The 21,527-nt window shown below is 46.4% G+C and carries 20 protein-coding genes and 1 riboswitch; all 20 genes read right to left on the bottom strand.

Going from position 1 to position 21,527, the window contains the following annotated elements; all coding sequences use genetic code 11:
* Nucleotides 1-67 precede the first annotated feature (67 nt).
* On the bottom strand, nt 68-874 hold the full coding sequence (locus ASG85_RS20995; protein WP_060647664.1) for a transglutaminase-like domain-containing protein: 807 nt from the start codon (nt 872-874) through the stop codon (nt 68-70).
* A gap of 13 nt (nt 875-887) precedes the next feature.
* Nucleotides 888-975: riboswitch (cyclic di-GMP riboswitch) on the bottom strand.
* Between the two features lie 79 nt (nt 976-1,054).
* On the bottom strand, nt 1,055-1,759 hold the full coding sequence (locus ASG85_RS20990; protein WP_060647663.1) for a class D sortase: 705 nt from the start codon (nt 1,757-1,759) through the stop codon (nt 1,055-1,057).
* 226 nt (nt 1,760-1,985) lie between these two features.
* Nucleotides 1,986-4,478: a stage II sporulation protein E gene (gene spoIIE, locus ASG85_RS20985; RefSeq protein WP_057303852.1), complete on the bottom strand. Its 2,493-nt coding sequence runs from the start codon at nt 4,476-4,478 to the stop codon at nt 1,986-1,988.
* 326 nt (nt 4,479-4,804) lie between these two features.
* A complete protein-coding gene (locus tag ASG85_RS20980; RefSeq protein WP_056833811.1) occupies nt 4,805-5,401 on the bottom strand; it encodes a S1 domain-containing RNA-binding protein in 597 nt (198 codons plus the stop codon).
* A 108-nt stretch (nt 5,402-5,509) separates the two neighbouring features.
* Entirely contained in the window at nt 5,510-5,833 is a 324-nt protein-coding gene (locus tag ASG85_RS20975; RefSeq protein ID WP_060647662.1) for an FtsB family cell division protein, read from the bottom strand.
* Between the two features lie 15 nt (nt 5,834-5,848).
* Nucleotides 5,849-6,424: a spore cortex biosynthesis protein YabQ gene (gene yabQ / locus ASG85_RS20970; RefSeq protein WP_060647661.1), complete on the bottom strand. Its 576-nt coding sequence runs from the start codon at nt 6,422-6,424 to the stop codon at nt 5,849-5,851.
* Nucleotides 6,421-6,708: a sporulation protein YabP gene (gene yabP / locus ASG85_RS20965; RefSeq protein WP_029197777.1), complete on the bottom strand. Its 288-nt coding sequence runs from the start codon at nt 6,706-6,708 to the stop codon at nt 6,421-6,423. The genes yabQ and yabP overlap by 4 nt, the downstream gene beginning before the upstream one ends.
* A 140-nt stretch (nt 6,709-6,848) precedes the next feature.
* A complete protein-coding gene (locus ASG85_RS20960; RefSeq protein ID WP_029197990.1) occupies nt 6,849-7,112 on the bottom strand; it encodes an RNA-binding S4 domain-containing protein in 264 nt (87 codons plus the stop codon).
* Nucleotides 7,112-7,384, bottom strand: coding sequence for an HU family DNA-binding protein (locus ASG85_RS20955; RefSeq protein WP_029197991.1), 273 nt, complete (start codon nt 7,382-7,384; stop codon nt 7,112-7,114). Before ASG85_RS20955 ends, ASG85_RS20960 begins: the two co-directional genes overlap by 1 nt.
* 164 nt (nt 7,385-7,548) lie before the next feature.
* Complete coding sequence (gene mazG / locus ASG85_RS20950) at nt 7,549-9,075, bottom strand: nucleoside triphosphate pyrophosphohydrolase (RefSeq protein ID WP_057303829.1); 1,527 nt, start codon at nt 9,073-9,075, stop codon at nt 7,549-7,551.
* Nucleotides 9,076-9,584: 509 nt separating this feature from the next.
* The gene (locus ASG85_RS38640) at nt 9,585-11,495 is read right to left on the bottom strand and encodes a polysaccharide biosynthesis protein (RefSeq protein ID WP_060647660.1); all 1,911 of its coding nucleotides are present in this window, start codon (nt 11,493-11,495) and stop codon (nt 9,585-9,587) included.
* Between the two features lie 132 nt (nt 11,496-11,627).
* Nucleotides 11,628-12,170, bottom strand: a complete 543-nt coding sequence (spoVT, locus tag ASG85_RS20940; RefSeq protein ID WP_057303827.1) for a stage V sporulation protein T — start codon at nt 12,168-12,170, stop codon at nt 11,628-11,630.
* 244 nt (nt 12,171-12,414) lie between these two features.
* Nucleotides 12,415-13,512: a peptidylprolyl isomerase gene (locus tag ASG85_RS20935; protein ID WP_060647659.1), complete on the bottom strand. Its 1,098-nt coding sequence runs from the start codon at nt 13,510-13,512 to the stop codon at nt 12,415-12,417.
* The gene (mfd, locus tag ASG85_RS20930) at nt 13,499-17,020 is read right to left on the bottom strand and encodes a transcription-repair coupling factor (protein WP_057303825.1); all 3,522 of its coding nucleotides are present in this window, start codon (nt 17,018-17,020) and stop codon (nt 13,499-13,501) included. The genes ASG85_RS20935 and mfd overlap by 14 nt, the downstream gene beginning before the upstream one ends.
* Before the next feature lie 74 nt (nt 17,021-17,094).
* The gene (locus ASG85_RS20925; protein ID WP_057303824.1) at nt 17,095-17,322 is read right to left on the bottom strand and encodes an anti-sigma-F factor Fin family protein; all 228 of its coding nucleotides are present in this window, start codon (nt 17,320-17,322) and stop codon (nt 17,095-17,097) included.
* 131 nt (nt 17,323-17,453) lie between these two features.
* Nucleotides 17,454-18,014, bottom strand: a complete 561-nt coding sequence (gene pth, locus ASG85_RS20920) for an aminoacyl-tRNA hydrolase (RefSeq protein WP_057303823.1) — start codon at nt 18,012-18,014, stop codon at nt 17,454-17,456.
* A 390-nt stretch (nt 18,015-18,404) separates the two neighbouring features.
* Nucleotides 18,405-19,052, bottom strand: coding sequence for a 50S ribosomal protein L25 (locus tag ASG85_RS20910; RefSeq protein WP_057303821.1), 648 nt, complete (start codon nt 19,050-19,052; stop codon nt 18,405-18,407).
* A gap of 152 nt (nt 19,053-19,204) precedes the next feature.
* Complete coding sequence (glmU, locus tag ASG85_RS20905; RefSeq protein WP_057303820.1) at nt 19,205-20,608, bottom strand: bifunctional UDP-N-acetylglucosamine diphosphorylase/glucosamine-1-phosphate N-acetyltransferase GlmU; 1,404 nt, start codon at nt 20,606-20,608, stop codon at nt 19,205-19,207.
* A gap of 131 nt (nt 20,609-20,739) precedes the next feature.
* A complete protein-coding gene (gene spoVG, locus ASG85_RS20900) occupies nt 20,740-21,024 on the bottom strand; it encodes a septation regulator SpoVG (RefSeq protein ID WP_028557369.1) in 285 nt (94 codons plus the stop codon).
* Between the two features lie 118 nt (nt 21,025-21,142).
* Nucleotides 21,143-21,526: a RidA family protein gene (locus ASG85_RS20895; protein ID WP_060647658.1), complete on the bottom strand. Its 384-nt coding sequence runs from the start codon at nt 21,524-21,526 to the stop codon at nt 21,143-21,145.
* Between the last annotated feature and the right edge of the window lies 1 nt (nt 21,527).

The raw sequence follows: 21,527 nt of genomic DNA, 5'->3' as shown, positions 1-21,527 counted from the left end.
TGTTTTTCAACATGGAAAGCACAAAAAAACCTGTTCTCAGTTATGAGATCAGGTTTCATCATTTCACTTAATATATTCTGGATATCTGATAATTAGAATCATTTTTTATGACATCTATCGTTTCACCGGCTTGTATATGAACAGCGTCATACGTCGTATCAATCGTCACCCATTCCTTACTTTCCTTCAGGAAGACTTGATTCCACGCATGATAAGTATCTGGCGCATGACTTTCATATCCCATAACCAGACGGGTTGGAATCCCCTCACTTCTTGCCATAGCCGCAAAAGTAGCTGCAAAGTCATAACAAATTCCCTTGGACTCTGCATAGACCGTATCCAGATTAGGTATATAACTATCTGCTACAGTTTGGGCCTTCTCGTAATCATACTGAAAATGCGTGGTGATATATCCATAAATGGCTCTTATTTTGTCGATATCTTTTTCTTTATCTCCAACTAATTGCTTAGCCTCAACGACCGCCTTCGATTCATCGTTCCAATCGATCAACGGAATGGACTGCAGAAATACGGCATTCTCGTCTTCCATTTCTAAATCGATTTGTTCTTGCGCTACAACTTTATATTTATTAGCCCCAATGGACTCACCTATCAGCACTTTATACTGGCCGTTTCCAAGCTGCAAAGGGTACTGATCCCCTTCTACGAAGGTGTAATCATATTTAACATTTTCTCTCATGATTCGCACGAGAACTTTGGAGTTCTTATCGTTTGAATAATGAACCGAGATAATCCCTTTATTCAGAGCATCTTTATCAATCACGGAAGGATTGGAAGCTGCAAATATCCCTTGCGGAGCAAGAGCAAACAGAAAAGTTGCCATGATCGTTCTTATAATTGGCTTTTTAAACACAAAAAAATCCCCTTTCGGTAACTGGCTGCCAACTTAGTTCGGCTAAGGAAGGCCCTTTAGTTTTGCGTCTCTAGTTTTCGCTAGATTTGCCTTTATCGGAGGAACGCACCGACTCCCTATAATCACTATAGTGCAATCTTAACATAGGCTTGTCTCTCTGAATAGACAAAATATTACATTTTATTCCTTCGACTGCACCATGATTCCCTTGATCGCAATACGATGAGTCGGATTTTCCATTGGATGGCAAGTTATTAGCGTAATCTCCCGATCTTTGCCGTTGCCCTTCAGCACCCAAACATCCTCTGGGAGGACATACTGTTTGTCCACTACTTTGTAGATATACGTTTTGCTCCCTGTATTCACTTCTATGAAATCCCCTTCGGTTACTTCATCTAATCTATTAAAATTTTTTCCGTAGGTCAGGTTTCGATGACCCGCAATGGCATAATTACCAACAGCGCCTGCTTTGCCTGTATTGGCTATGCTGGCGACGGAAATCTTCAAATTATTCACGGTTGCATCTGTTAGAATAGGGAGCTTCAGATCAATTTTATCGATAGTGAGGACACCCTCTATATTCTTCTGCGGCAATGTTACAGGCTTCGGTGTCGTTTTCACGGCCAAGGGGCTTGGTTGGCTGCTCAGCTGGCTGCTTGTCGGCAGAGATTCCACTGCTGCGGGACTGGAAGAAGGTACGACCAAGCCCGGATCTGCCTCCTCCTCGAGGACAGTGCCTGTTTGATCCATATCCTGCAGATTTTCCTGCCATTGTTTCAAAATTTTGTTCTGCTGATAGCTCTCATAACGATCGTTTAACGTTGGATAGAGAAAAATGATAATCCCAAGAACGATAAATAACAGAGATAGCTCTTTTCTAATCATCAGTGGTGCCACCTTTCTCTTGGTTCTCAATGACACTCCAGGGAAGCTTAGCATCAGCCAACCCAGACATATTAATAAGTTAAGCATGCTTCTAATTCTGAGCGCAACCTTTATTGAGCATTAATTTACTAGTTTCGAAATAGCATCACTCGCTATGCTCCTAAGGGAATAACGGCACATAAAAAGCCATAACAGCAAATGAGCTGTTATGGCTTCTATTCCTCCATTAGCTAACCGTCTTAGGACGCTCCATTCGCGTAATTCCTGGCCAGCGGAATGTAGCCCACTCAGGCTGCCTCTTCTCGACTCGTGCCACAACGACGGTCATATCATCTTGAATTTCGCCATGATGGTGGCGGAAAATTCTTTCTAATAAGCAGTCCGCAAAATCCTGCGGCATCGTCGTATCAATTTCCTGTATCATCCGCTTCATCCACATCTCTTTATTTACCGCATGTCCCGGTGCATCGTAGATCCCATCTGTCATCATGACAAGGATATCACCCGATTGGAGCGGAATCGAGACCAAATCAACATCTATCTCACTCAGGATGCCGACTGGCAGGTTATTCGCCGATATTGAAATCACTTCCGTTCCGCGCTTAATGAAGCTAGGGGTAGAGCCAATCTTCATGAACGTTGTGTTTGCACTGTACATGTCGATCAAGGCCATATCTACGGTCGCGTACATCTCATCCGAAGAGCGCAGCATCAACACCGAGTTCAGCGACTTGATCGCCAGCTTCTCGTCCATCCCTGACTGCAGCAGCTGCTGGAGGATGCTCAGAGCCGTCTGGCTCTCCGCACGCGCGCGCTCGCCGTTGCCCATGCCGTCGCTTAGCGCCACGGCATACTTGCCATTGCCCAGCTCCACCGTGGAGAAGCTGTCGCCCGAGAAGAGGTCGCCGCCTTTGGCTGCGCCGGCGACCCCGGTCTCAACCTCGTATTCCTTGGCGGAGCCGAATACGACCGTGCTGTAGCCCTCGCCGCGCTCATGCATTTCCTCGCGCATGACGGCGACGTTCTCGCCGATAATTTCGCTCAAGAGCGGCGCAATGATTTTCCGACATTCATCGAAGCCCTTCGTGTATTGATGAATGATCTCAATCTCGATATTTCCTTCATCCAAGGAAATGATATCGATGGTATGGATGGATAAGCCCAGCTCCTCCAGGGCATTACGAATTTGCTCTTCTTGAAGGAACAGCTCCTGTCCTTCCCGTTTAATCTCCTTGGCCAAGTCCTCCATGACTTGGGACACGCCCGAAAGCTGATCCGCTACGAGATGTCGGCTATCCATAATCTGCTTTTTCCAATGCAAATCATTCTTGTACAAGCTATACTGCTGCTTCATCACATCCAGCACTTGATCCGTGCGTATACATACCTTCCTCCACTCTGGTGGAATATTCTTCTTCGTCATACTCTCCTTCATCTCAATTTGGGTCATCATATCGGTCATATACGTATAGGTTTGGTAAAATTTTTGATCCCAGCACTGGCTCTTTTTCCAGCAGGAATCACAAGCCTTCTGCGCAACCGCATTCATGAAATGACCAACATCCTCCTCCTTGCGGCTCACCGCATCATCCGTCGTCAACTGCTTAAAGCTGCGCGCCAGCTGGCGGAACACTTCAGAGAACTGTTCCACACGTCCTGCTGTAACATCCCGAACCCGCTTCGCATAGTCCTGTTGGGATTTCAGATTCTCCTGCGTGCCGGGCACATATTTAGCAAGAGTCAGAATCAAACTCCGCGGTGTTAACAGAAAGAGTGCAACAGCTGCAAGCGACTCCCATGTTGAGTTGATCACATCTGCCCCGGATCCCATATAGAAAGCAAGTATCGATGACCCGAGCAGCATTCCGAATGCAACAGCCAATCGATTACCATCCTTGAGAAGCCCTGCTAACATCCCCGAGAAAGCCAGTAAACTCATTTGATAAACCGCATTACTATTCGCAAGACTTAGGATTAATCCTGTTATGACACCTACCGAGGCTCCGAATGGCGCTCCTCCCACCAGCGCAAATAATAGTATTAAATAACGAGAAAGCACATGTTCTACGGTGATTGGACCCACAACCCAGCTCACCGTTCCTGTCATCACAGAAGCTAACAAGATAATCAGACATATAATTTCCTCATGCTTCAAATGGTAGTTCTTGCGGGTAAGCGTAAATACAGGAATTGCTTGAATAAAAATTAGCGTCAGCACTAGACTTAGCAGTGCCTCAACGGAAACCATCATTAGCGTATACCAGCTTAAGTTTGAGACTACAAGCTCTGCAAAGAGCTGAACCAGCAAGGTCGAGCTGAATACAAGAAGCGGTGCTAAGGAAATATCGGAGCGTTCAAATTTCTCCAAAGCTTTTTGGATAAGTAAGAAAACGATGATCTCCGTAACTAGATAACCGGTATTCGAACTCAGCGAGAATAGGCTTCCAGCAAATGCAGCGACACCTACCCAGTGTAAAATATCTCTCCTTGTAAAATAAATGACAGCAATGAACGCAAGCGCAAACGGAGATAGCTGTTCCAAAATCATCGCACGACCGAGTAAGAAAGCCATCACGATGAGCAGTAAAGACCACTTCTTAGCTACAAAGGCTTGTACGAATCGATTTTCCACGGCAGCGCTATGTGCGCCTGTTTTCGCTTTCTGCCACAATCCCGACCAACCGCCACCAATCACTGTGCCTAAGCTTCTTCTCTGCATGTTTTCGAACACCATCCATTCATTCCTTATTTGTTTCTCTAGTATAGAGACAATCTAGCAGAAAGTTTGTCAGAATGAGTTGATAGATTCAAAGAAATTTCCGACAAGCCGCGTTCGCCTTGTCACCACGCCTCAGCCCTTGCCTAGTCTCGTTTTACCGTATCGAAAACGTTTCCAAAAGTCTGATTGCCTCGAACTTTCGCCCTGCGTATGGGGGAGATACCCGTAATTCCATGTCGATTGTTCTTTACGTTATTTTAACGATTTGACGCTTGGATAAAAAAAACCACACCCGCCTAAGCGAATGTGGTTCGTTACCGCATCTATTAATCTCTTCTTCCGCCTCGGCCACCGCGTTTGGACTCGGTGTTCTTTTTCAAAGACGAAATCCGCTCTTCACTATCTTTAAGGAACCGAGATACTTTATCTTCGAACGAAAACGGTCTAGCTCCGCCTTGCTGCTTGTTAAAGCCGCCGCGACCACCACCGCCACCGCCTCGATTGAAGCCACCGCCGCCACCTGGACGACCGCCACCACCACCGGGACCACCGCTTGGAGGACCACTACGTTCTCCGCCGCTACTTGGACGACCACCTTGGTAGCCTCCTGGACGATCTCCACTTGGACGTCCTTGATAGCTGCTGCCACCTGTACGTTCAGGACGAGCTGGTCTTTCCTCAACTGGCTTGTCAACCGTCTGCTTGATCGACAGTCCGATCTTGCCATCCTTGTCCACGTTAATCACTTTGACCAATACTTTGTCATCCAGCTTTAAATGGTCATTAACGTCTTTCACATAGTTGTCCGCGATCTCCGAAATGTGAACAAGACCGGTAACTCCTTCAGCAAGCTCGACGAATGCTCCAAAGTGAGTAATCCCCGTCACTCTACCCTCTAACTTGGTGCCAACTTCAATTGCCATAAAGTAAAATGTTCCTCCCTTAAAATGTTGAAAACACTGGCTACGCCGATTATAACCGATGCAGAAACCACGGTCAACACGGCAACAGCCTCTTCTTCTTGTTGATTTTTATTGCGACTTTGAGACACTTAGTGGCGTCTCTCCGGTTTTACTATAATGAAAATCTCGACGAATAATTTGATCCAAATACTCGTCATTATGAAGTCGAGCGATTTCTTTCGTTGTTTGCTCTTTGAGTTTCTTGGCCTCAACAAGCTGTTGCTCCATATTCGCTACGACACTACTCTTCTCTTGCAGCTTAGCGAACTGCCCCCAGATGTTCACAACAGCCCAGCTCATAAAACATAGGACAAAAATCATTAGAAAACGCAGTCTTCGTTTCGAGCCTACACTGTTGCTGCGCTTGGATGGAACGGTTGCTTTAGCATGCATGAATAGGAATGCCTCCTACTTTGAGAATAACCTGCGTAAGATCAATATGATATTACCCTTAAGTTTCTTCAACCAAACAGGGATAACAAAATATTTATGCACAGGCCGAGTCATCCAAATGAGTAATCTCCACACAGGATAAAGCAATTGTAGCACAATTCTATAAAGGAATATAGCTACAGCTAGTAAAAAGCCCAAAATAATCACAGTTAGACGATATAAGCCAATAATCGGTTTAATCAGGATAATTTCGACAGTTTTAGCAATGAAACGGTAGATAGCAATCGTAATTCGAATGAGAAGCAGCGTAATCCGGATAACCCAAGTGCTGAGGAATGCGAAATAAAAACATATACCGATCCCCATCCCTAGAAAAATAAATACACGAACTTGTCCTTCATTACTGTAAATGAGCAGGCGGAACACGAGGATTGTCGCCACAATCCAATAAACCATATCAATGAACGGAATCGTCCATCGCGGCAGTCTCAGCTTGCCAGAGAGCACACGAAACACATCGAAGATCGCACCTATGGCGATTCCGCTCAGAAACATCATGAAGATCGTATGGAACTGAACATTTAGGGTCACTTGAATAACTTACCAAGGAACCCCTTGGATTTCTCCTGGGTATTTCCATCCACATAAGCTAATTCGTGAATGATTCCTTCTATGGCGACCAACCCTTGTTCCAAACTTAAGTTCTTGATGTGCAAATTCTGTCCTTTAATCATCAAGTAGCCCATTTCCGTTTCAAGGAGGAACTCTTCACTGTCAAAGCTTTCTACGTTCAAAACTCCGGAGATCTCCAAGAGCTTGCGATTCAGCATTTTAATTTCTTGCCGCTTATTCGTGTTTTTCACGGGTTCAATCATGGCCTGTACCCCTCCTTCATCTACCACTACGATATGGGAGGATGTCCTCTTTTAGAACCATGCAAAACCCGTTATTTAAATATAAAAAATAGCCCAAGACCCCTATTCAGGAATCTCAGGCTATTTCACAACTTGCAGGATTATTCGGATTGAAAAGCTTCTTCCTTAAGCAGCGTGTACATCTGAGCAGCGTCTTCCTTGCGGGTTGACTCTGACAGAACTTCCACTCGAATCGTCACTTTTTTCTGACCGAATTGAATAGAGAGCTCATCTCCGACTTTCACGTGTGTACTCGCTTTGGCGTCTCTACCGTTAATCCAGACACGCCCTTGATCGGACACATCCTTCGCTACGGTGCGACGTTTGATGAGACGAGATACTTTGAGAAACTTATCGATACGCATTATTTTACAGCGTCTTTAAGCTTGTTGCCTGCTTTGAAAGCAGGAACATTGGATTCCGCGATCACGATTGGGTTGCCTGTTTGCGGGTTACGGCCTGTACGACCAGAACGTTTGCGAGTTTCGAAAGTTCCGAAACCGATTAATTGAACTTTATCTCCGGATGAAAGAGCGTCCGTTACTTCACCAAGGAATCCGTTAAGTACAACTTCAACGTCTTTCTTAGTAAGTCCGCTTTTTTCTGCAATGTTGTTGATCAAATCTGTTTTGTTCATGTGGTTTCTTTACCTCCCAAAAATGTTTGAAGATCTAGTCTTCTACTATGTAGCCATTTTGCAAAGCTGAGAGACTTTGAACTTTGTTCAAAGATCCCTATCTTATATTTCCATATTCAACCTTACACCAAATTTAGTATTCTGCTTTTTTCGGCAAAATCCTTCTATCCCTGCCGAAGTTTTGCAACTTTTTTTGCTTCCTGCCATAAACTTTCCATCTCTGATAATTCAGTTTGTTCAAAAGAAAGCCCTCTTAAACGTAGTTGATCTTCGATATATGAAAATCTTTGGACGAATTTGCGGTTCGTCTGTGCGATCGCCTCTTCCGGATCAACCTTCAGGAATCTAGCGACATTGACGATGGAGAAAAGGACGTCGCCCAGCTCCTCGAGCCGATCTTGAGCCCCTGCTTCGGATGAATCAGCGATGGCTTCGCGAAGCTCGGTTAGCTCTTCTTCCACCTTATTCAGGACATCTTCTAGCTCTGACCAGTCAAAACCAACTGTCGCTGCCTTCTTCTGAAGCTTCAGCGCCTTCATGAGGCCTGGCAGCTCGCGCGGCACCCCGTCAAGTACAGATTGCTTCGTGACATCAATGCCCTTCTTACGCTTCTCCTCCGCCTTCATGGCATTCCAGTTCACAAGAGCTTCGTCGGCATCCTCAGCCTTGTTCTCACCGAATACATGAGGGTGACGGCGGATGAGTTTCTCATTCAACGTAGCGATGACATCATAAACGGTGAACGTGCCAATTTCCTCTTCCATCTGCGCATGCAGCATCACTTGTAAAAGGAGATCGCCGAGTTCCTCACACATGTGCTCGGGATCGTCCTCGTCAATTGTTTCAAGAACCTCGTACGCTTCTTCGATGAGATTTTTGCGCAGGCTGGCATGCGTCTGCTCACGATCCCATGGGCAGCCTTCTGGGCTGCGCAGGATTTGAACAATTTCATGCAATCGGCCAAAAGTGCGGTAATAATCTTCATCCTTTTCACTCTTCGGCACCCAGACAAGGGAAAGATTGCCGTACCCCTTTACATGATCGAGCTCATGCAGGGGGACCTCGATAACCTGTTCCTCACCTGCCACACCCAAGGAATGACCAACGACAACACGGTAATCATCCGAATAAGCATCCATGAGGCTAATCTTAAGATCTGATGCCGTAAGACTATCATACACTTGCCCAATAACCGTATGAAGCTGCGGATTAAGAGTATAACGGCTCAGGCTGGTCGCGTCAAGCAATTGAAATCCATCAATCGGATCAAAACCGAAACGTAGAAACGCTTGATCCAGAAAGCTCTCCCCACCGATGATTTGGAGCGAGATGCCCTCGGACGGACAGCGTTGTTTCAGAAGCTGCACCGTGTATTCCGCCACCATCGGATGGCCTGGCACTGCATAAATAACCTCGAAAGCTTGCGTCTTGGCTGACTGAATGAGCGCCTCTGCGATCGATTCGTACACTTGTTCGAATCTTTGGTGCGCTAAGTAATTCTCGTCGAACGTTTGGTAAGGAATCTGATTCGTATCCAGCATCTGAACCATCGGATGATCTTTCGTTCGCAGGTAAAGCACCGCTTGCTCCTTGGCGGCCAGCTGCAGCTTTTTCCAGACACCTAGTGTGAGCTGGTCTTCGTCTCCCGTTCCGAGTCCGAGGACGGTTATTTGCGGGTTGGTTGTTGACATTAGGAAACACCTCCTGATTGTTGGTTAACTGCGATATGTATGAAAAAACTATTTGAACATTTGCAGGGAGGAAGCATGAGGACACTTAAACCGTTTGCTGGGGCTTCTACATGTCAGTCAAAGTTGTGAACTCCAGTTTTCGGTTATAAAGTCATGCTAGTACATGTAAATGAGCATCCGTGGTTACCAATGTTGTATTTTCTGCAACAATTCCCACTCCCAAAGGCCATTGGGCATGTTCAAGTTGTAGTTTGTACAACATTTCGGACCCATTTGTTGCGAAATAGCCTGTATAGGTCCTAAATTGTTGTACATTATGCAACATCGGAGGGAAAGAGGCGGGATCTAGGCAGATATTGTTGCAATTTCTACAACATCTTCAACTGAGAATGAATTCATTCTTCAATTCATCCAGCAACCTCAAGTGAGCATATATGACGATGGATTTTCGATTTAAGACACCTCAATATAGAAAAAGATTGGCAATCACTCATGGCCATTGGCAATCTCTAGCCTCGGTCGCGGGGGGCGGCGGATGCCTTCGCCGGCCATAGCTTCTCCAGGACCGGCGCCAGCTTCCGGTCCAGCTCCGGCATCAGCCGCAGCTCCTCGCGGCTGATGCTGCCGCTGCGCAGCAGCGCGAGCGCGTAGACGGCTGCGCCGCCGACTACACACACCAAGGCGATTGCGCTAGCGCTCAATCGCTCAGGCACGTGCCATGCCGCCGCAGCGGGCATGGCCAGCAGCTGCAGCGCTGCGAGGCAGCCGCCCATCAGCCCCACGGCAAGCGTGGGACTGACAGCGTACGGCCGCAGCGCGAAGCGCGCCCCGGTGCAGCGGCGCAGCTGCACCAGATTCAGCCCCGCCGCAGCGGCATAGGCGATCACCGCGCTCAGCGCGGCGCCGTCGATGCCCCAGCGGGGCATCAAAACCACGTTGCCGAGTGCTTTCAGCACGATGGCAACGAGCAGGGCCTTCACCGGCGTGCGGATCGCGCCGGCACCCTGGAGAACGCTGGCTGAGACAGCGTTCAACGTACTAAACAAGGCCGTGAAGGCCAGCACAGCCATCGTCCAGCTGGCCTCATTACTTTTGTAAAGCATCACGTTAATCGGCACTGCTGCAAAGGCAAGGCCGAATGAGGCTCCAAGCCCAATAAGCCAAGAGAGCCTTATCGCCATCTCAGCCCTAAAGCGGATGAGTTCGTTCTGCCTTCTTGCCTTGGCTTCTGCAAGAGCTGGAACAAGTACTGCGGACATAGAGGAAGCGATCATGACAACGAGCTGAACGAGAGGAAGCCCCCGGTTATACAGCCCGAACTGCCGCATAGCCTCCCCCTCGCTTCCTTGCGCAGCCTCAAGAAGTCGCGGCATGGTAAACGTGTCGACAAGCGTGAGCAAAGGAACCACGATAGCCCCCAAACAAACAGGAATCGCATACGCCGTAATGCGTTTCGCCCACTCCCAGGAGGAGAGTTCCTTTGACGGCATCATGCCTCCCTTTCGCTTTCCATCATTTGGCCATTGCCTGTTCATGTCAGGATACAGTCCGTCCTCTAATCGCTTTCCATTATCTGACTCCTGCCAATTCCGTTCTTTCGACAGCAGCCCGTCACCTTCACTTATTACATCCTGCCTCTGTCCCTCTATATCCTCAGACTGCCTCCAGTCCTCTTCATTCACTCCCTGCTCCTGCTCCTGCTCCCGTTCCCATCCCCGCTCCTGTCTCATCGCCTTCCGCCAATAAACATACATCACGATCAACCCAGCAGCAGCACCTGTCACGGAGCCAAATGTAGCCCCAGCAGCAATCCATTCCTCGTCATAAGCTAATGCCACCATATAGAGCAGCAGCGCAACCATGGTAATCACCCTTATTAGCTGTTCAATCACTTGTGAAACAGCCGTCGGCACCATATTCTGATACCCTTGGAAATAACCGCGCAGGACAGCGAGCATCGGGGATAGCAGCAGTGCGAAGGATACGCTTCGGATCGCCCTTTCTGTCTGGCTAATACCGATCCAACTGGCAATCTCATTAGCTCCGAAGTACAACAGAACAAACACTACAAAACCGGAGCCCAACAATATGGCTGTTGAGACACGGACAATACGTCTAGCCCCTTGATGATCACCATCCATAGCTCGTTCGGCTACGAACTTGGATACAGCTACCGGAAATCCGGCTGTAGCCGCGAACAAAATTAGAATATATAGCGGATAAACCGCATTATAAATACCAAAAGCCGTATCACCGGCTACATTTTGCAGCGGAATCTTCTGCAGAGTTCCCAATAGTTTAGAGAGAATAGCGGCAGCCCCAAGTAGAGCGGCACCTCTTAACAGCTTGGCACCTTGTTTACCGACATTCCTCTGGAGCCCCTCTTTATAACCTTGATGCCCCTTGTCGGTGTCCCCCATCTTACTTCTCCTCTACCTTGACTTCACGCATATAGACATATTATAACGAAATCAGTCATAGCAGACAAAAAAAGCTTCACTTACAGATGCGGGGGCATCTCGGTAAGGAAGCCTTTATGTCTTATTTTTCTTTCATTGCTCCATCTGCTTTGCCAAAAATCCAGCCGCTGTCTCTACCATCTTAACTTCCATATTCCCCATTTTCACATTCTCATCTTTGGAGAGCAAAATGACACACCCAATAGGGTCGCCACCGGCTACAATCGGAGCGGCTACGAAAGAAGAAAATGTTTCATTTGTATCTTTGATAAGCTCAAATTGACCACTTCCGCTTTCCAGAATCGCTTTGCGATTTTCCATACAGGATTCAACGATCGATCCAACCGACTTTTCGAAATAGTCTTTTTTGGACCCCCCAGCCATCGCAATAATGTTATCTCGATCTGAGATCAGGGCGACATGATTCGTACTTTCAAATAACGATTCCGCATACTCCTTGGCAAAATCACCAAGTTCACCAATCGGTGAATACTTCTTAAGAATCACTTCACCATCTCGATCCACGAAAATTTCCAAAGGGTCACCTTCGCGAATGCGTAGTGTGCGTCGTATTTCCTTGGGAATAACAACTCTCCCTAAATCATCTATCCGACGGACAATTCCAGTTGCTTTCATACCTCTAGATGCCTCACTTTCCGCTCAGTAATTAGATACGACAGGAGCATGAAATCTTGTATGCTAGATCGGGATTTGGTGGGAACTCGAATTCTATCCATAGTATTCTTCACTTCCCATTCTTCTATGCAGACGCTTTTACTACGGAATTTACTTTATTTAGCTTTGCATCCTGCTGCGCTTATCATGTCCAAAAATAACAAATAAAAACAGGATGCCCGTTATCGGACATCCTGGTAAGTTCTTACTTTGCAGCTGGACTTGCCGCCGGGCTTGCTGCCGGACTTGCAGCTGGAGCCGGGCTCGCTTCTGGTTTCGGCAGATTGTTGGTTTGAATCAAGTTCGGATATTCTTTCTCCGCAAATTCAGATAGGGATTTCTCCGCAAGCTGAGATTTGATTTGTGTTTTGAGCGTATCATCCAGTGGCTTTGTGCTTCTGGACTCTACTTTCATGACGTGGTAACCGAAAGAGGATTCAACAGGATCACTGATCGTGTTCAAAGGAAGCGTACTAGCTGCTTGTTTGAATTCAGGCACCCATTGATTGATGTCCGCATCTTTATACGTACCGCCAGCCTCTTTGGAGCCTGGATCGTCGGAATATTCTTTCGCAAGTGCTGCGAAATCGCCGCCTTTATCCAGTTTCCCTTTTACCTCTTTGGCTCTTGCCAAAGCTTCATCTTTGGTACGCAAATCTTTTTGTGTAGCTGCATCCTTCAAAGAGATCAGAATATGGCTAACTGTTGCAATATCAAAGGCATGAGTAGCTGCTTGTTCTTTGTAGGAATCCTGAACAGCTTGATCTGTTATTTTACTCTCCATGCTGCCCATGGTGTAGAAGCTCATTTTCATTAATGACTCGATATCCTTAAGCTCGATACCATTGTCTTTTAACTGCTTGTCCATTCCGCCTTCTTGCTTACCGAAGTAATCCGTGATGGCTTTCATTTGCTCCGTCACTTGTTTGTCAGCATCAGCTTTCACTTTATCATCCGCTTTGGCAGACAGAACACGGAAAGTAACCATTTGCTTCAACATATCTTGTTGAAAAGCAGGGTCTGTCATGAATTGCGCCAGCTGCGGTGAGAACATTTTGTTCACACTGATGAAAGAGTTAAACTCGCCTCGTGTAATTTTACCGCCCTCTTTATACGTAGCAATCACGTCACTCGGGTTACCTGTGGCCGCTGCAGTAGAGGCAGGTGAAGGTGAAGCTGTTGCTGCACCTTCCTTTTTACTTCCACATGCACTTAGCACTGAAAATGCAAGGAGCAATGCTACCATGCTTAAAATCCATTTTTTCGAAAAACGTCGTTGTTTACTAGTATCATTTGGCAACATCCTGTAATTCCCCTTTCGTTTTCAGAACATCCTTATATTGTACCAGAAACTTCTCCACCAATTCGATGGAAGCTTCTGGTTTCATGCCTTTACATCGAATAACGATATGAAGCTGCGGGTCCGCGTTCAACTTGATTCGACCATCAAAGCCTTTGGACAATGCGATTAGCTTTTGTCCTTCCAGCCTGCCATTCTGGTCAATATGCACCTTGATTAGGTAATCATCCCCTTTTTGGCTGATCGTTTCTATCCGGTACTCCGAACCGTATGCTTTCAAACGAGCCACTGACAGTAAGTTGAACACGGCCTGCGGCAGATCGCCGAAACGATCAACAAGCTCATCATGCAGATCCGCGGCTTCTTCCAACGTTCGAATGGCGGCCACTTTTTTGTAGATTTCGATTTTTTGCATGCTGTCGTAGATGTAGTCGGATGGTAAGTACGCATCCAATTGTATATCGATGGAAGTATTCCACTCCGGTTCCGGAATGACCGCTTCCCCATCTATTTCTAGTTTCAGCTTTGCAATTTCTTCTGCTAGCATTTGGGAGTATAAATCAAATCCGACAGATGCAATGAAACCATGCTGCTCTGCGCCAAGCAAATTACCAGCACCACGAATAGATAAATCCCTCATCGCAATTTTAAAGCCTGATCCAAGTTCTGTAAACTCTTTAATCGCTTGAAGGCGTTTCTCCGCCACTTCCGTAAGCACTTTATCACGCTGATACGTGAAATAAGCATACGCTACGCGATTAGAACGTCCTACTCGTCCACGCAGCTGATAGAGCTGGGACAGCCCCATTTTATCCGCATCGTGAACAATCAGTGTGTTGACATTCGGAATATCGACACCCGTCTCGATAATACTAGTGCTTACCAGCACATCGTATTCCCCATCGAGGAAATCAAGGATCGTCTTCTCCAGCTCCTGCTCGCCCATTTGTCCATGTGCCACAGTAACGCGGGCATCCGGAATCATCATGGAGATCTGATCAGCGATTTGGGTAATACCTTGTACACGGTTATATAAATAATATACTTGACCTTCACGCGCTAATTCCCGCTCAATCGCCTCTCGAACCAACGTTGGTCCGTACTCGACCACATAAGTCTGGACAGGGAAACGATTTTCCGGCGGAGTCTCGATGACCGATAAATCACGAACACCTAACATGGACATGTGTAAAGTTCTCGGAATCGGTGTTGCCGTCAGGGTTAGCACGTCCACATTCGTCTTGAGACGTTTCAGCTTTTCTTTGTGGGACACGCCAAAACGCTGTTCCTCATCGACGATCAGTAAACCAAGATCTTTGAACTGCACGTCCTGAGACAATAGCCGGTGAGTACCAATAACAACGTCAACCGTCCCTTTCTTGACGCCTTTCATAACTTCGGTCTGCTCCTTCTTGGAGCGGAAACGACTTAGTACTTTTACGTTAAAAGGATAGCCTGAGAACCGTTCACGGAATGTTTCGTAATGCTGCTGTGCCAAAATCGTCGTCGGCACCAATACAGCAACCTGCTTGCCGTCAATCGCTGCCTTGAAGGCCGCGCGTACCGCAACTTCCGTCTTCCCATAGCCCACGTCGCCGCAAAGCAAACGATCCATCGGACGCGCTTTCTCCATGTCTCCCTTAATTTCTTCGATCGCGCGGAGCTGATCCCGCGTTTCATCGTAAGGGAACATCGCTTCAAATTCGTTTTGATAGGAGCTGTCTTTACTAAATCCGTAGCCAGTTGCCGCTTGGCGCTCTGCATAGAGCTTGATCAGCTCATCGGCAATATCCTTAACGGATGCCCGCGCCTTGCTCTTCACTCTAGCCCAGTCAGCGCCTCCGAGCTTATAAACCTTCGGTTCCTTCTCTTCGGAACCTACATATTTCTGGATCAAATCAATCTGGTCAATCGGTACGGACAGTTTGTCGCCGCCAGCATACATGATGTGGAGGTAATCCTTGTGGATACCGCCCACTTCCAAGGTGCCGATCCCAACATACTTCCCGATCCCATGATTTACGTGAACAACATAATCGCCAACCTTAAGCTCTTGATAGCTTTTGATACGCTCAGCGTTCTCCAGCTTCTTCTCGACCTTACGTGCTTTACGCTGTTTCTGTGTGAATATCTCGCCTTCCGTGATGACGACCAAATGGATCGAAGGCATTTCAAACCCTGTCTGCAGATTCCCATCAACAATTTCGGGGACGTCAATTTGGTAATCCTGAAGCACCCGCCGGACACGTTCAGCACGGTCCTCCCCGTTTGCCAGCAAAATGACATTGCTTCCATTTTTCTTCCAGCGTTCCATCTCCGCTTTGAGGAGATTCATTTGTCCATGGAAGTTTTGCATGACGCGGCAAACGAAGTTAACGATATTTTGCGGTTGAATCCCAGCAACTTGGCGCAGGAATAGCGATACATATAATGTCGGGAAAGGTCTGCGATGCAGCAGAGTTTCATACGATTTGGACAGCACAAAAGCCGGCAAGCTCTTCCCCTCTGTCAGCGCATGCATCATCCACTCAGCCTCGTCACGTTCCAGCTGCTTTGCTGTCTCCAGCAATCGGGCAGGTTCGTCGATGATAAGCACAGTATCCTTAGGCATGTAGTCCATGAGGGTCTGTCTTTCCGTATATAAAAGCGAAATATATTTATAAATACCAGGGAACGTCTGCCCTTCACGAAGCAGTTCAATATCATGTCCGATGCCTTCGAGCAGTTTGTCTTTGGCTGATCGGTCCGTCATTTTCTCCAGCTGCGCTTGAAGCAGCTCATAAGCATGCTGCGCGGCCGATTGTAACCGCTTTCTATCCGCTTGAATCTCGCGGCAAGGGGGAATCGTTATCGCGTTTAATTTATCAATTGAACGCTGGTCACTTACATCAAAAGTACGAATAGAATCAACTTCGACATCGAACAGCTCAATCCGAATGGCGTTCTCCGACGTTAGCGGAAATAAATCCAGAATTCCGCCGCGTACGCTCATTTCACCTTTGGTCTCAACCCGCTCCACGCGCTCGTAACCCAGACTGGATAAAGCGCCTAGGAGCTCATCCAATTGCACGGTATCCCCTACGTTGATCGTAACGCGGGATTCCTCGAATACTTGCTTGAGCGGAAGCAATCGACGCACCCCAGCAAAAGGCGCAATCACAACTCCACGGAAACCGCCAGCTAACTTGGTGAGAACGTCAATACGCTGCGCTAGCATCTCAGGGCTGGAAGCCGCTTCTTCTGTCGTCAGAAGTTCTTGAGATGGGTAGAGCAGCACTTCATCTGGTGATAGACATTCTAGTAAATCCTCCGCTATTTTCTGAGCGGCGAACATATTGTGAGTAACAATGAACAGCGGGCGCGCTAACTCTCGCGCAAGAGTGGCAATCATTACCTGCCTGGAGGAACCGGTGAGTCCGGCAACGAGCTGCTCTTTCATTTCGGACCTGAGGCCTGTCACGATCGTTTGAAAGTCGCTATCCGTAGAAAAAGCTTGAATTAAAGCTTGCAAACAAGTACACTCCCCTCACAAAAAGAAGCCTCGGCACACTTGCCTCGGCTATTAACTCTTTATCTTCATCAATTTTACTGCAACGGACTTGCCAGCAGGGACAGTTCTGGGTTTGCATCTAGCGCCTCACGACAGTAGTCACAAACGACCCTTACCGTAACATCTCCATTCGTGTTATACGATATTATATCTCTACGCTCATCGGGGGTCAAGAAATGGAAGCCTAACTGCTGCTCCGTGATCGATTCCTGATTAATTTCCCCAACAAAGGTATGACAATGTCTGCAAATATACTTAATCATATATGTATGCCTCCTTCGACTATTCGATTACATCCTAGTATGACCATTCTTCAGAGAAATTAGCCGAATGTGCCATTGTCATTTTCGAATAGCGAACTTGCATACAATGAGTCTGAAGCAGATGACTTCACTTATTTATTGAACTTCGCCATCGTCTTTTCGAATGACTCACTCAGACTGAACAGCATGGCTTCGCAAGTGAGGTCCAGTACCTCATCTATCGATTTCATCTCGTCCTTGGAAAAGTTAGATAAGACATAATCGGCAATATTATAGCCGGGCGCTGGCCTGTTCACACCCACTCGAATTCGGTTGAAGCTTTGAGTACCAGCATGCTGAATAATAGATTTAATTCCATTATGACCGCCAGGGCTGCCTTGATAACGGAGTCGAATTTGACCGAATGATGTATCCATATCATCATAAACAATCATAACGTCTTCCAGTTTTGCTTTATAAAAGTCCAAGAACGCTCGCATGGATTCGCCCGAAAGATTCATATAAGTCATCGGTTTAAGTAAATATACCTTCGTTCCATTGACCACACCTTCGCCTAGAAGACCCTTACTTTTATTTTGAAAAGAAGTAATACCCCATTTGGCAGCAAAACGGTCAATGGCCATGAAACCAACATTGTGTCGATTCATCTCATATTGTTTTCCCGGATTACCCAGTCCAATAAAACATTTCATTTTTTTCTAAATCCTCCTAAAGTTAAACTAAAAAATCCTTTGCGGAACCATCATCTAGAGGTTATTGTTTACCTATATGAGAACGAACCATCAAATTTAAAGCTGTGGGTGAATCAGTCATATGTATTTAAATGGTCAACAGCTTACAACCGATCTTCATTTTCAAGATCATGCTGAATCCTGTATTCCCGTCCAAGTATACTATCAAAATGTACATAAGGATATAGGCTTCATTGAAATCTACACCTTGTATTTTATCAAAGTAAATAATACATTCTACAACCGAAATACTCACGTTTTTCTTTCGCGGCCCGGATATTAAGCGCTTACAACACAGTAATAAAGGACACCCTCTACATAGATGTGAGGGTTCCTTGTCGTTCGTTTGATCTATACCGGCTGGCCTTCAGTCGCAGCCTCGTTCGATGTTTCCGCTTGTCCAACCTTCTCTTCATTATTTGCTGGCTCTTCTACAGCAGTCTCTTTCTGAGGCGCAAGAATCGTGAGAATTAAATCATTAGACTCAGACTTCACTTCAATTCCCGCAGGGATAGTGAGTTGGTTTACTAATAAGTTATCTCCGAGTCCGATGTTCGAAATGTCCACCTTGATCGAACTTGGGATCTGATTGGGCAAGCATCGAATCTCCAGCTCATGCATCTGAATTTGAACAATGCCGCCTTCTTTGGCCCCTTCAGCCTCACCAATGAATTCCAAGCTAACAATCGTTTTAACAGGCTCATCCATATTAATTTGATGAAAATCGATATGTAGCAGCCGCTCTCGTTTAAGTTTGTCACGCTGGATCTCGTGGATCATCACGGGTTGCTTGCCACTTCCGTCTGGCATATCCAAATCAATAATAGCATGAGGATTTTGGCGCAACAGCGCTAGTAATTCTTTTTGATCAACCGTAATGACCGCAGAGCCCACCTTTTGGCCATATACAACTGCAGGTATTCTACCTTGGATACGCAGTTGTTTAATATCTGATTTCGTTGTTTCTTTGCGGGATTCCGCTTTTAATGAAAATGCCATAAGAAAAAGAACCTCCTAAGGGTTTTGCTCAGCACCTCGCTTGAATAAGCAGTGCCAAGTGGATAACAGCTAGTTCATAGCCTACCCAACCTCAAGAAGTTCCATCCAATTTCATCCTCACAAAGTGAGATTTACCGTTCCTATGTTGTGAATTACTCTTTGTTTTGTTTATTTTCCTTCTTCGCTTTAGCCCGCGCTCTAATTTTATCGGCATAGCCAGACTTGTTCGATTGTCTCTCCCGGGCAATTGCTAGATCCCCATCATCTACGGAATGTGTAATTGTTGAACCTGCAACAACATATGCGCCCTTGCCGATTTTCACAGGAGCAATCAAATTCACATTACTGCCCACAAAGGCATCATCGCCAATTTCCGTTAAACTCTTATTGAATCCGTCATAGTTCACGGTAATGGCGCCGCAGCCGATGTTTACATTCGTACCAACAACAGCATCCCCTACATAGCTTAAATGAGAAACTTTCGATCCCTCACCTAGTGTCGCGTTCTTAATCTCAACAAAGTCGCCAATTTTCACTTGCTTCCCAATATTAGCGCCAGGTCTCAAATAAGCAAACGGCCCCACACTGGCCTCATTATCCACATAGGCATCCTGAAGGACGGATTGTTTAATCGTAACCTCATCCCTAATCGTCGAGTCGATAATTTCCGTTTGCGGTCCAATTGTACATTGTTCCCCAATAACCGTACGACCCCGTAAAATAGTACCCGGCAGCAGTACCGTATCCATGCCGATGGTAACATCTTTCTCAATATACGTATTCAATGGATCTACAATCGTAACCCCGTTCAGCATGTGCTCACGGTTAATACGCGCTTTGAATAACCGCTCGGCTTCAGCAAGTGCCACACGATCGTTCACACCGATCGATTCTGCGCTGTCCTCCATGCAATAGCCTTGAACAACTTCTCCTCCGCCTGTCATAATCCCAATGACATCAGTCAGATAGTATTCATTTTGCGTATTATTGTTCGTAACCGACGCTAAGGCCTTGAACAGTTTCCGATTATCGAAAATATAAGTGCCTGTGTTGATCTCCTGAACTGCTGCTTCCTCGCTGCTGCAGTCCTTCTGCTCGACAATCCGTGCTACTCGGCCGTCTTCACCGCGAATAATGCGTCCATAACCATGCGGCTCATCGAGTTTGGCTGTAAGAATTGTCGCAGACGCTCCAGACAGCTCATGCAGCTCAATGGTGCTCATCAAGGTGGCTTCCGAAATCAACGGTGTATCACCGCAAATGACAACAGTCATCCCTTCCTCTTCGCCAAGAGCATCCTTCGCTTGAAGAACAGCATGACCCGTTCCCAACTGCTGCTCCTGTAAAGCGTACTCCACTCGATCTCCCAGATGTCCCTTCACGGCTTCGGCCCCGAATCCAACAATGACGAGTGTTTTTGTTACTTCTATATGCTGCAGCGTGTCCACAACGTGTTCCACCATTGGCTTACCTACAACCGGATGAAGCACCTTGTATAGCTTCGATTTCATGCGTTTACCTTGTCCTGCGGCCAGTACGATCCCCATGAGTTTCAACTAACATTCAACCCCTTTAATATAAATAGTTACACACTACTATATGTATAATTGATGAGTTCTTCAACCAAATATAGCATCAATACCACCCAAAAGAAAAGAGAGCCCAAGGGCTCTCTCAATAATCTGAATTATGCGCCTTCTTCAATTACCTCTTCTTCTACAGCCGCGCGATCGTATTCAGCTAGTACAGCCGCTTGAATTTTCTCACGTGTTGTGGAAGAAATCGGATGAGCGATATCACGGAATTCACCATCCGGTGTTCGTTTGCTTGGCATAGCCACGAACATCCCATTATTACCGTCGATGACACGTATGTCATGAACGACGAACTCGTTATCAATGGTAATGGAAGCAATCGCCTTCATCCTCCCCTCGGAGTTGACCCGGCGGAGTCTTACATCTGTAATTTGCACTTGTGTTCACCACCTTTTTCCATCTCTGAGACTTGGGTGTAATATTCCACATCGTCGTGCAAATTCCTTCTTCTTTTTTTGAAATTTTCGATAATTTTATACAATCTTAATGTTACTGTTAAATTTCGACAGAAATCACAGCAATTAACTCGATTTCGACAAAAACATCGCGGGGTAATCTGGCCACTTCGACAGTAGATCTAGCCGGTTTGTGGTCACCGAAGTACGAACCATAAATTTCATTCAGCTCTGCAAACTGATTCATATCCTTCAAAAAAACCGTCGCTTTCACAACTTGATCAAATGATGAACCTGCTGCTTCAAGCACTCCCTTCAAATTCGCGAACACTTGATGGGCTTGTTCCTTGATTCCACCCTGTACAATCTGTCCATCCAAGCCAAGTGGAATTTGTCCAGAAGTAAAGAGAATGTTACCAAGCTTTACTGCTTGCGAGTAAGGTCCGATAGCAGCAGGTGCTGCTGTTGTTGAAATAAATTCCATC

It is taken from the genome of Paenibacillus sp. Soil724D2 (assembly GCF_001427935.1).
Classification (GTDB): domain Bacteria; phylum Bacillota; class Bacilli; order Paenibacillales; family NBRC-103111; genus Paenibacillus_E.
This window is presented reverse-complemented; position numbering and strand designations above follow the sequence as displayed.

Coding starts and splice junctions, on each gene's coding strand:
- ASG85_RS20990 (WP_060647663.1), bottom strand. CDS start 1,759: ATGATTAGAAAAGAGCTATCTCTGTTATTTATCGTTCTTGGGATTATC.
- spoIIE (WP_057303852.1), bottom strand. CDS start 4,478: ATGCAGAGAAGAAGCTTAGGCACAGTGATTGGTGGCGGTTGGTCGGGA.
- ASG85_RS20980 (WP_056833811.1), bottom strand. CDS start 5,401: ATGGCAATTGAAGTTGGCACCAAGTTAGAGGGTAGAGTGACGGGGATT.
- ASG85_RS20975 (WP_060647662.1), bottom strand. CDS start 5,833: ATGCATGCTAAAGCAACCGTTCCATCCAAGCGCAGCAACAGTGTAGGC.
- yabP (WP_029197777.1), bottom strand. CDS start 6,708: ATGATTGAACCCGTGAAAAACACGAATAAGCGGCAAGAAATTAAAATG.
- ASG85_RS20960 (WP_029197990.1), bottom strand. CDS start 7,112: ATGCGTATCGATAAGTTTCTCAAAGTATCTCGTCTCATCAAACGTCGC.
- ASG85_RS20955 (WP_029197991.1), bottom strand. CDS start 7,384: ATGAACAAAACAGATTTGATCAACAACATTGCAGAAAAAAGCGGACTT.
- mazG (WP_057303829.1), bottom strand. CDS start 9,075: ATGTCAACAACCAACCCGCAAATAACCGTCCTCGGACTCGGAACGGGA.
- ASG85_RS38640 (WP_060647660.1), bottom strand. CDS start 11,495: ATGGGGGACACCGACAAGGGGCATCAAGGTTATAAAGAGGGGCTCCAG.
- spoVT (WP_057303827.1), bottom strand. CDS start 12,170: ATGAAAGCAACTGGAATTGTCCGTCGGATAGATGATTTAGGGAGAGTT.
- ASG85_RS20935 (WP_060647659.1), bottom strand. CDS start 13,512: ATGTTGCCAAATGATACTAGTAAACAACGACGTTTTTCGAAAAAATGG.
- ASG85_RS20925 (WP_057303824.1), bottom strand. CDS start 17,322: ATGATTAAGTATATTTGCAGACATTGTCATACCTTTGTTGGGGAAATT.
- pth (WP_057303823.1), bottom strand. CDS start 18,014: ATGAAATGTTTTATTGGACTGGGTAATCCGGGAAAACAATATGAGATG.
- ASG85_RS20910 (WP_057303821.1), bottom strand. CDS start 19,052: ATGGCATTTTCATTAAAAGCGGAATCCCGCAAAGAAACAACGAAATCA.
- ASG85_RS20895 (WP_060647658.1), bottom strand. CDS start 21,526: ATGGAATTTATTTCAACAACAGCAGCACCTGCTGCTATCGGACCTTAC.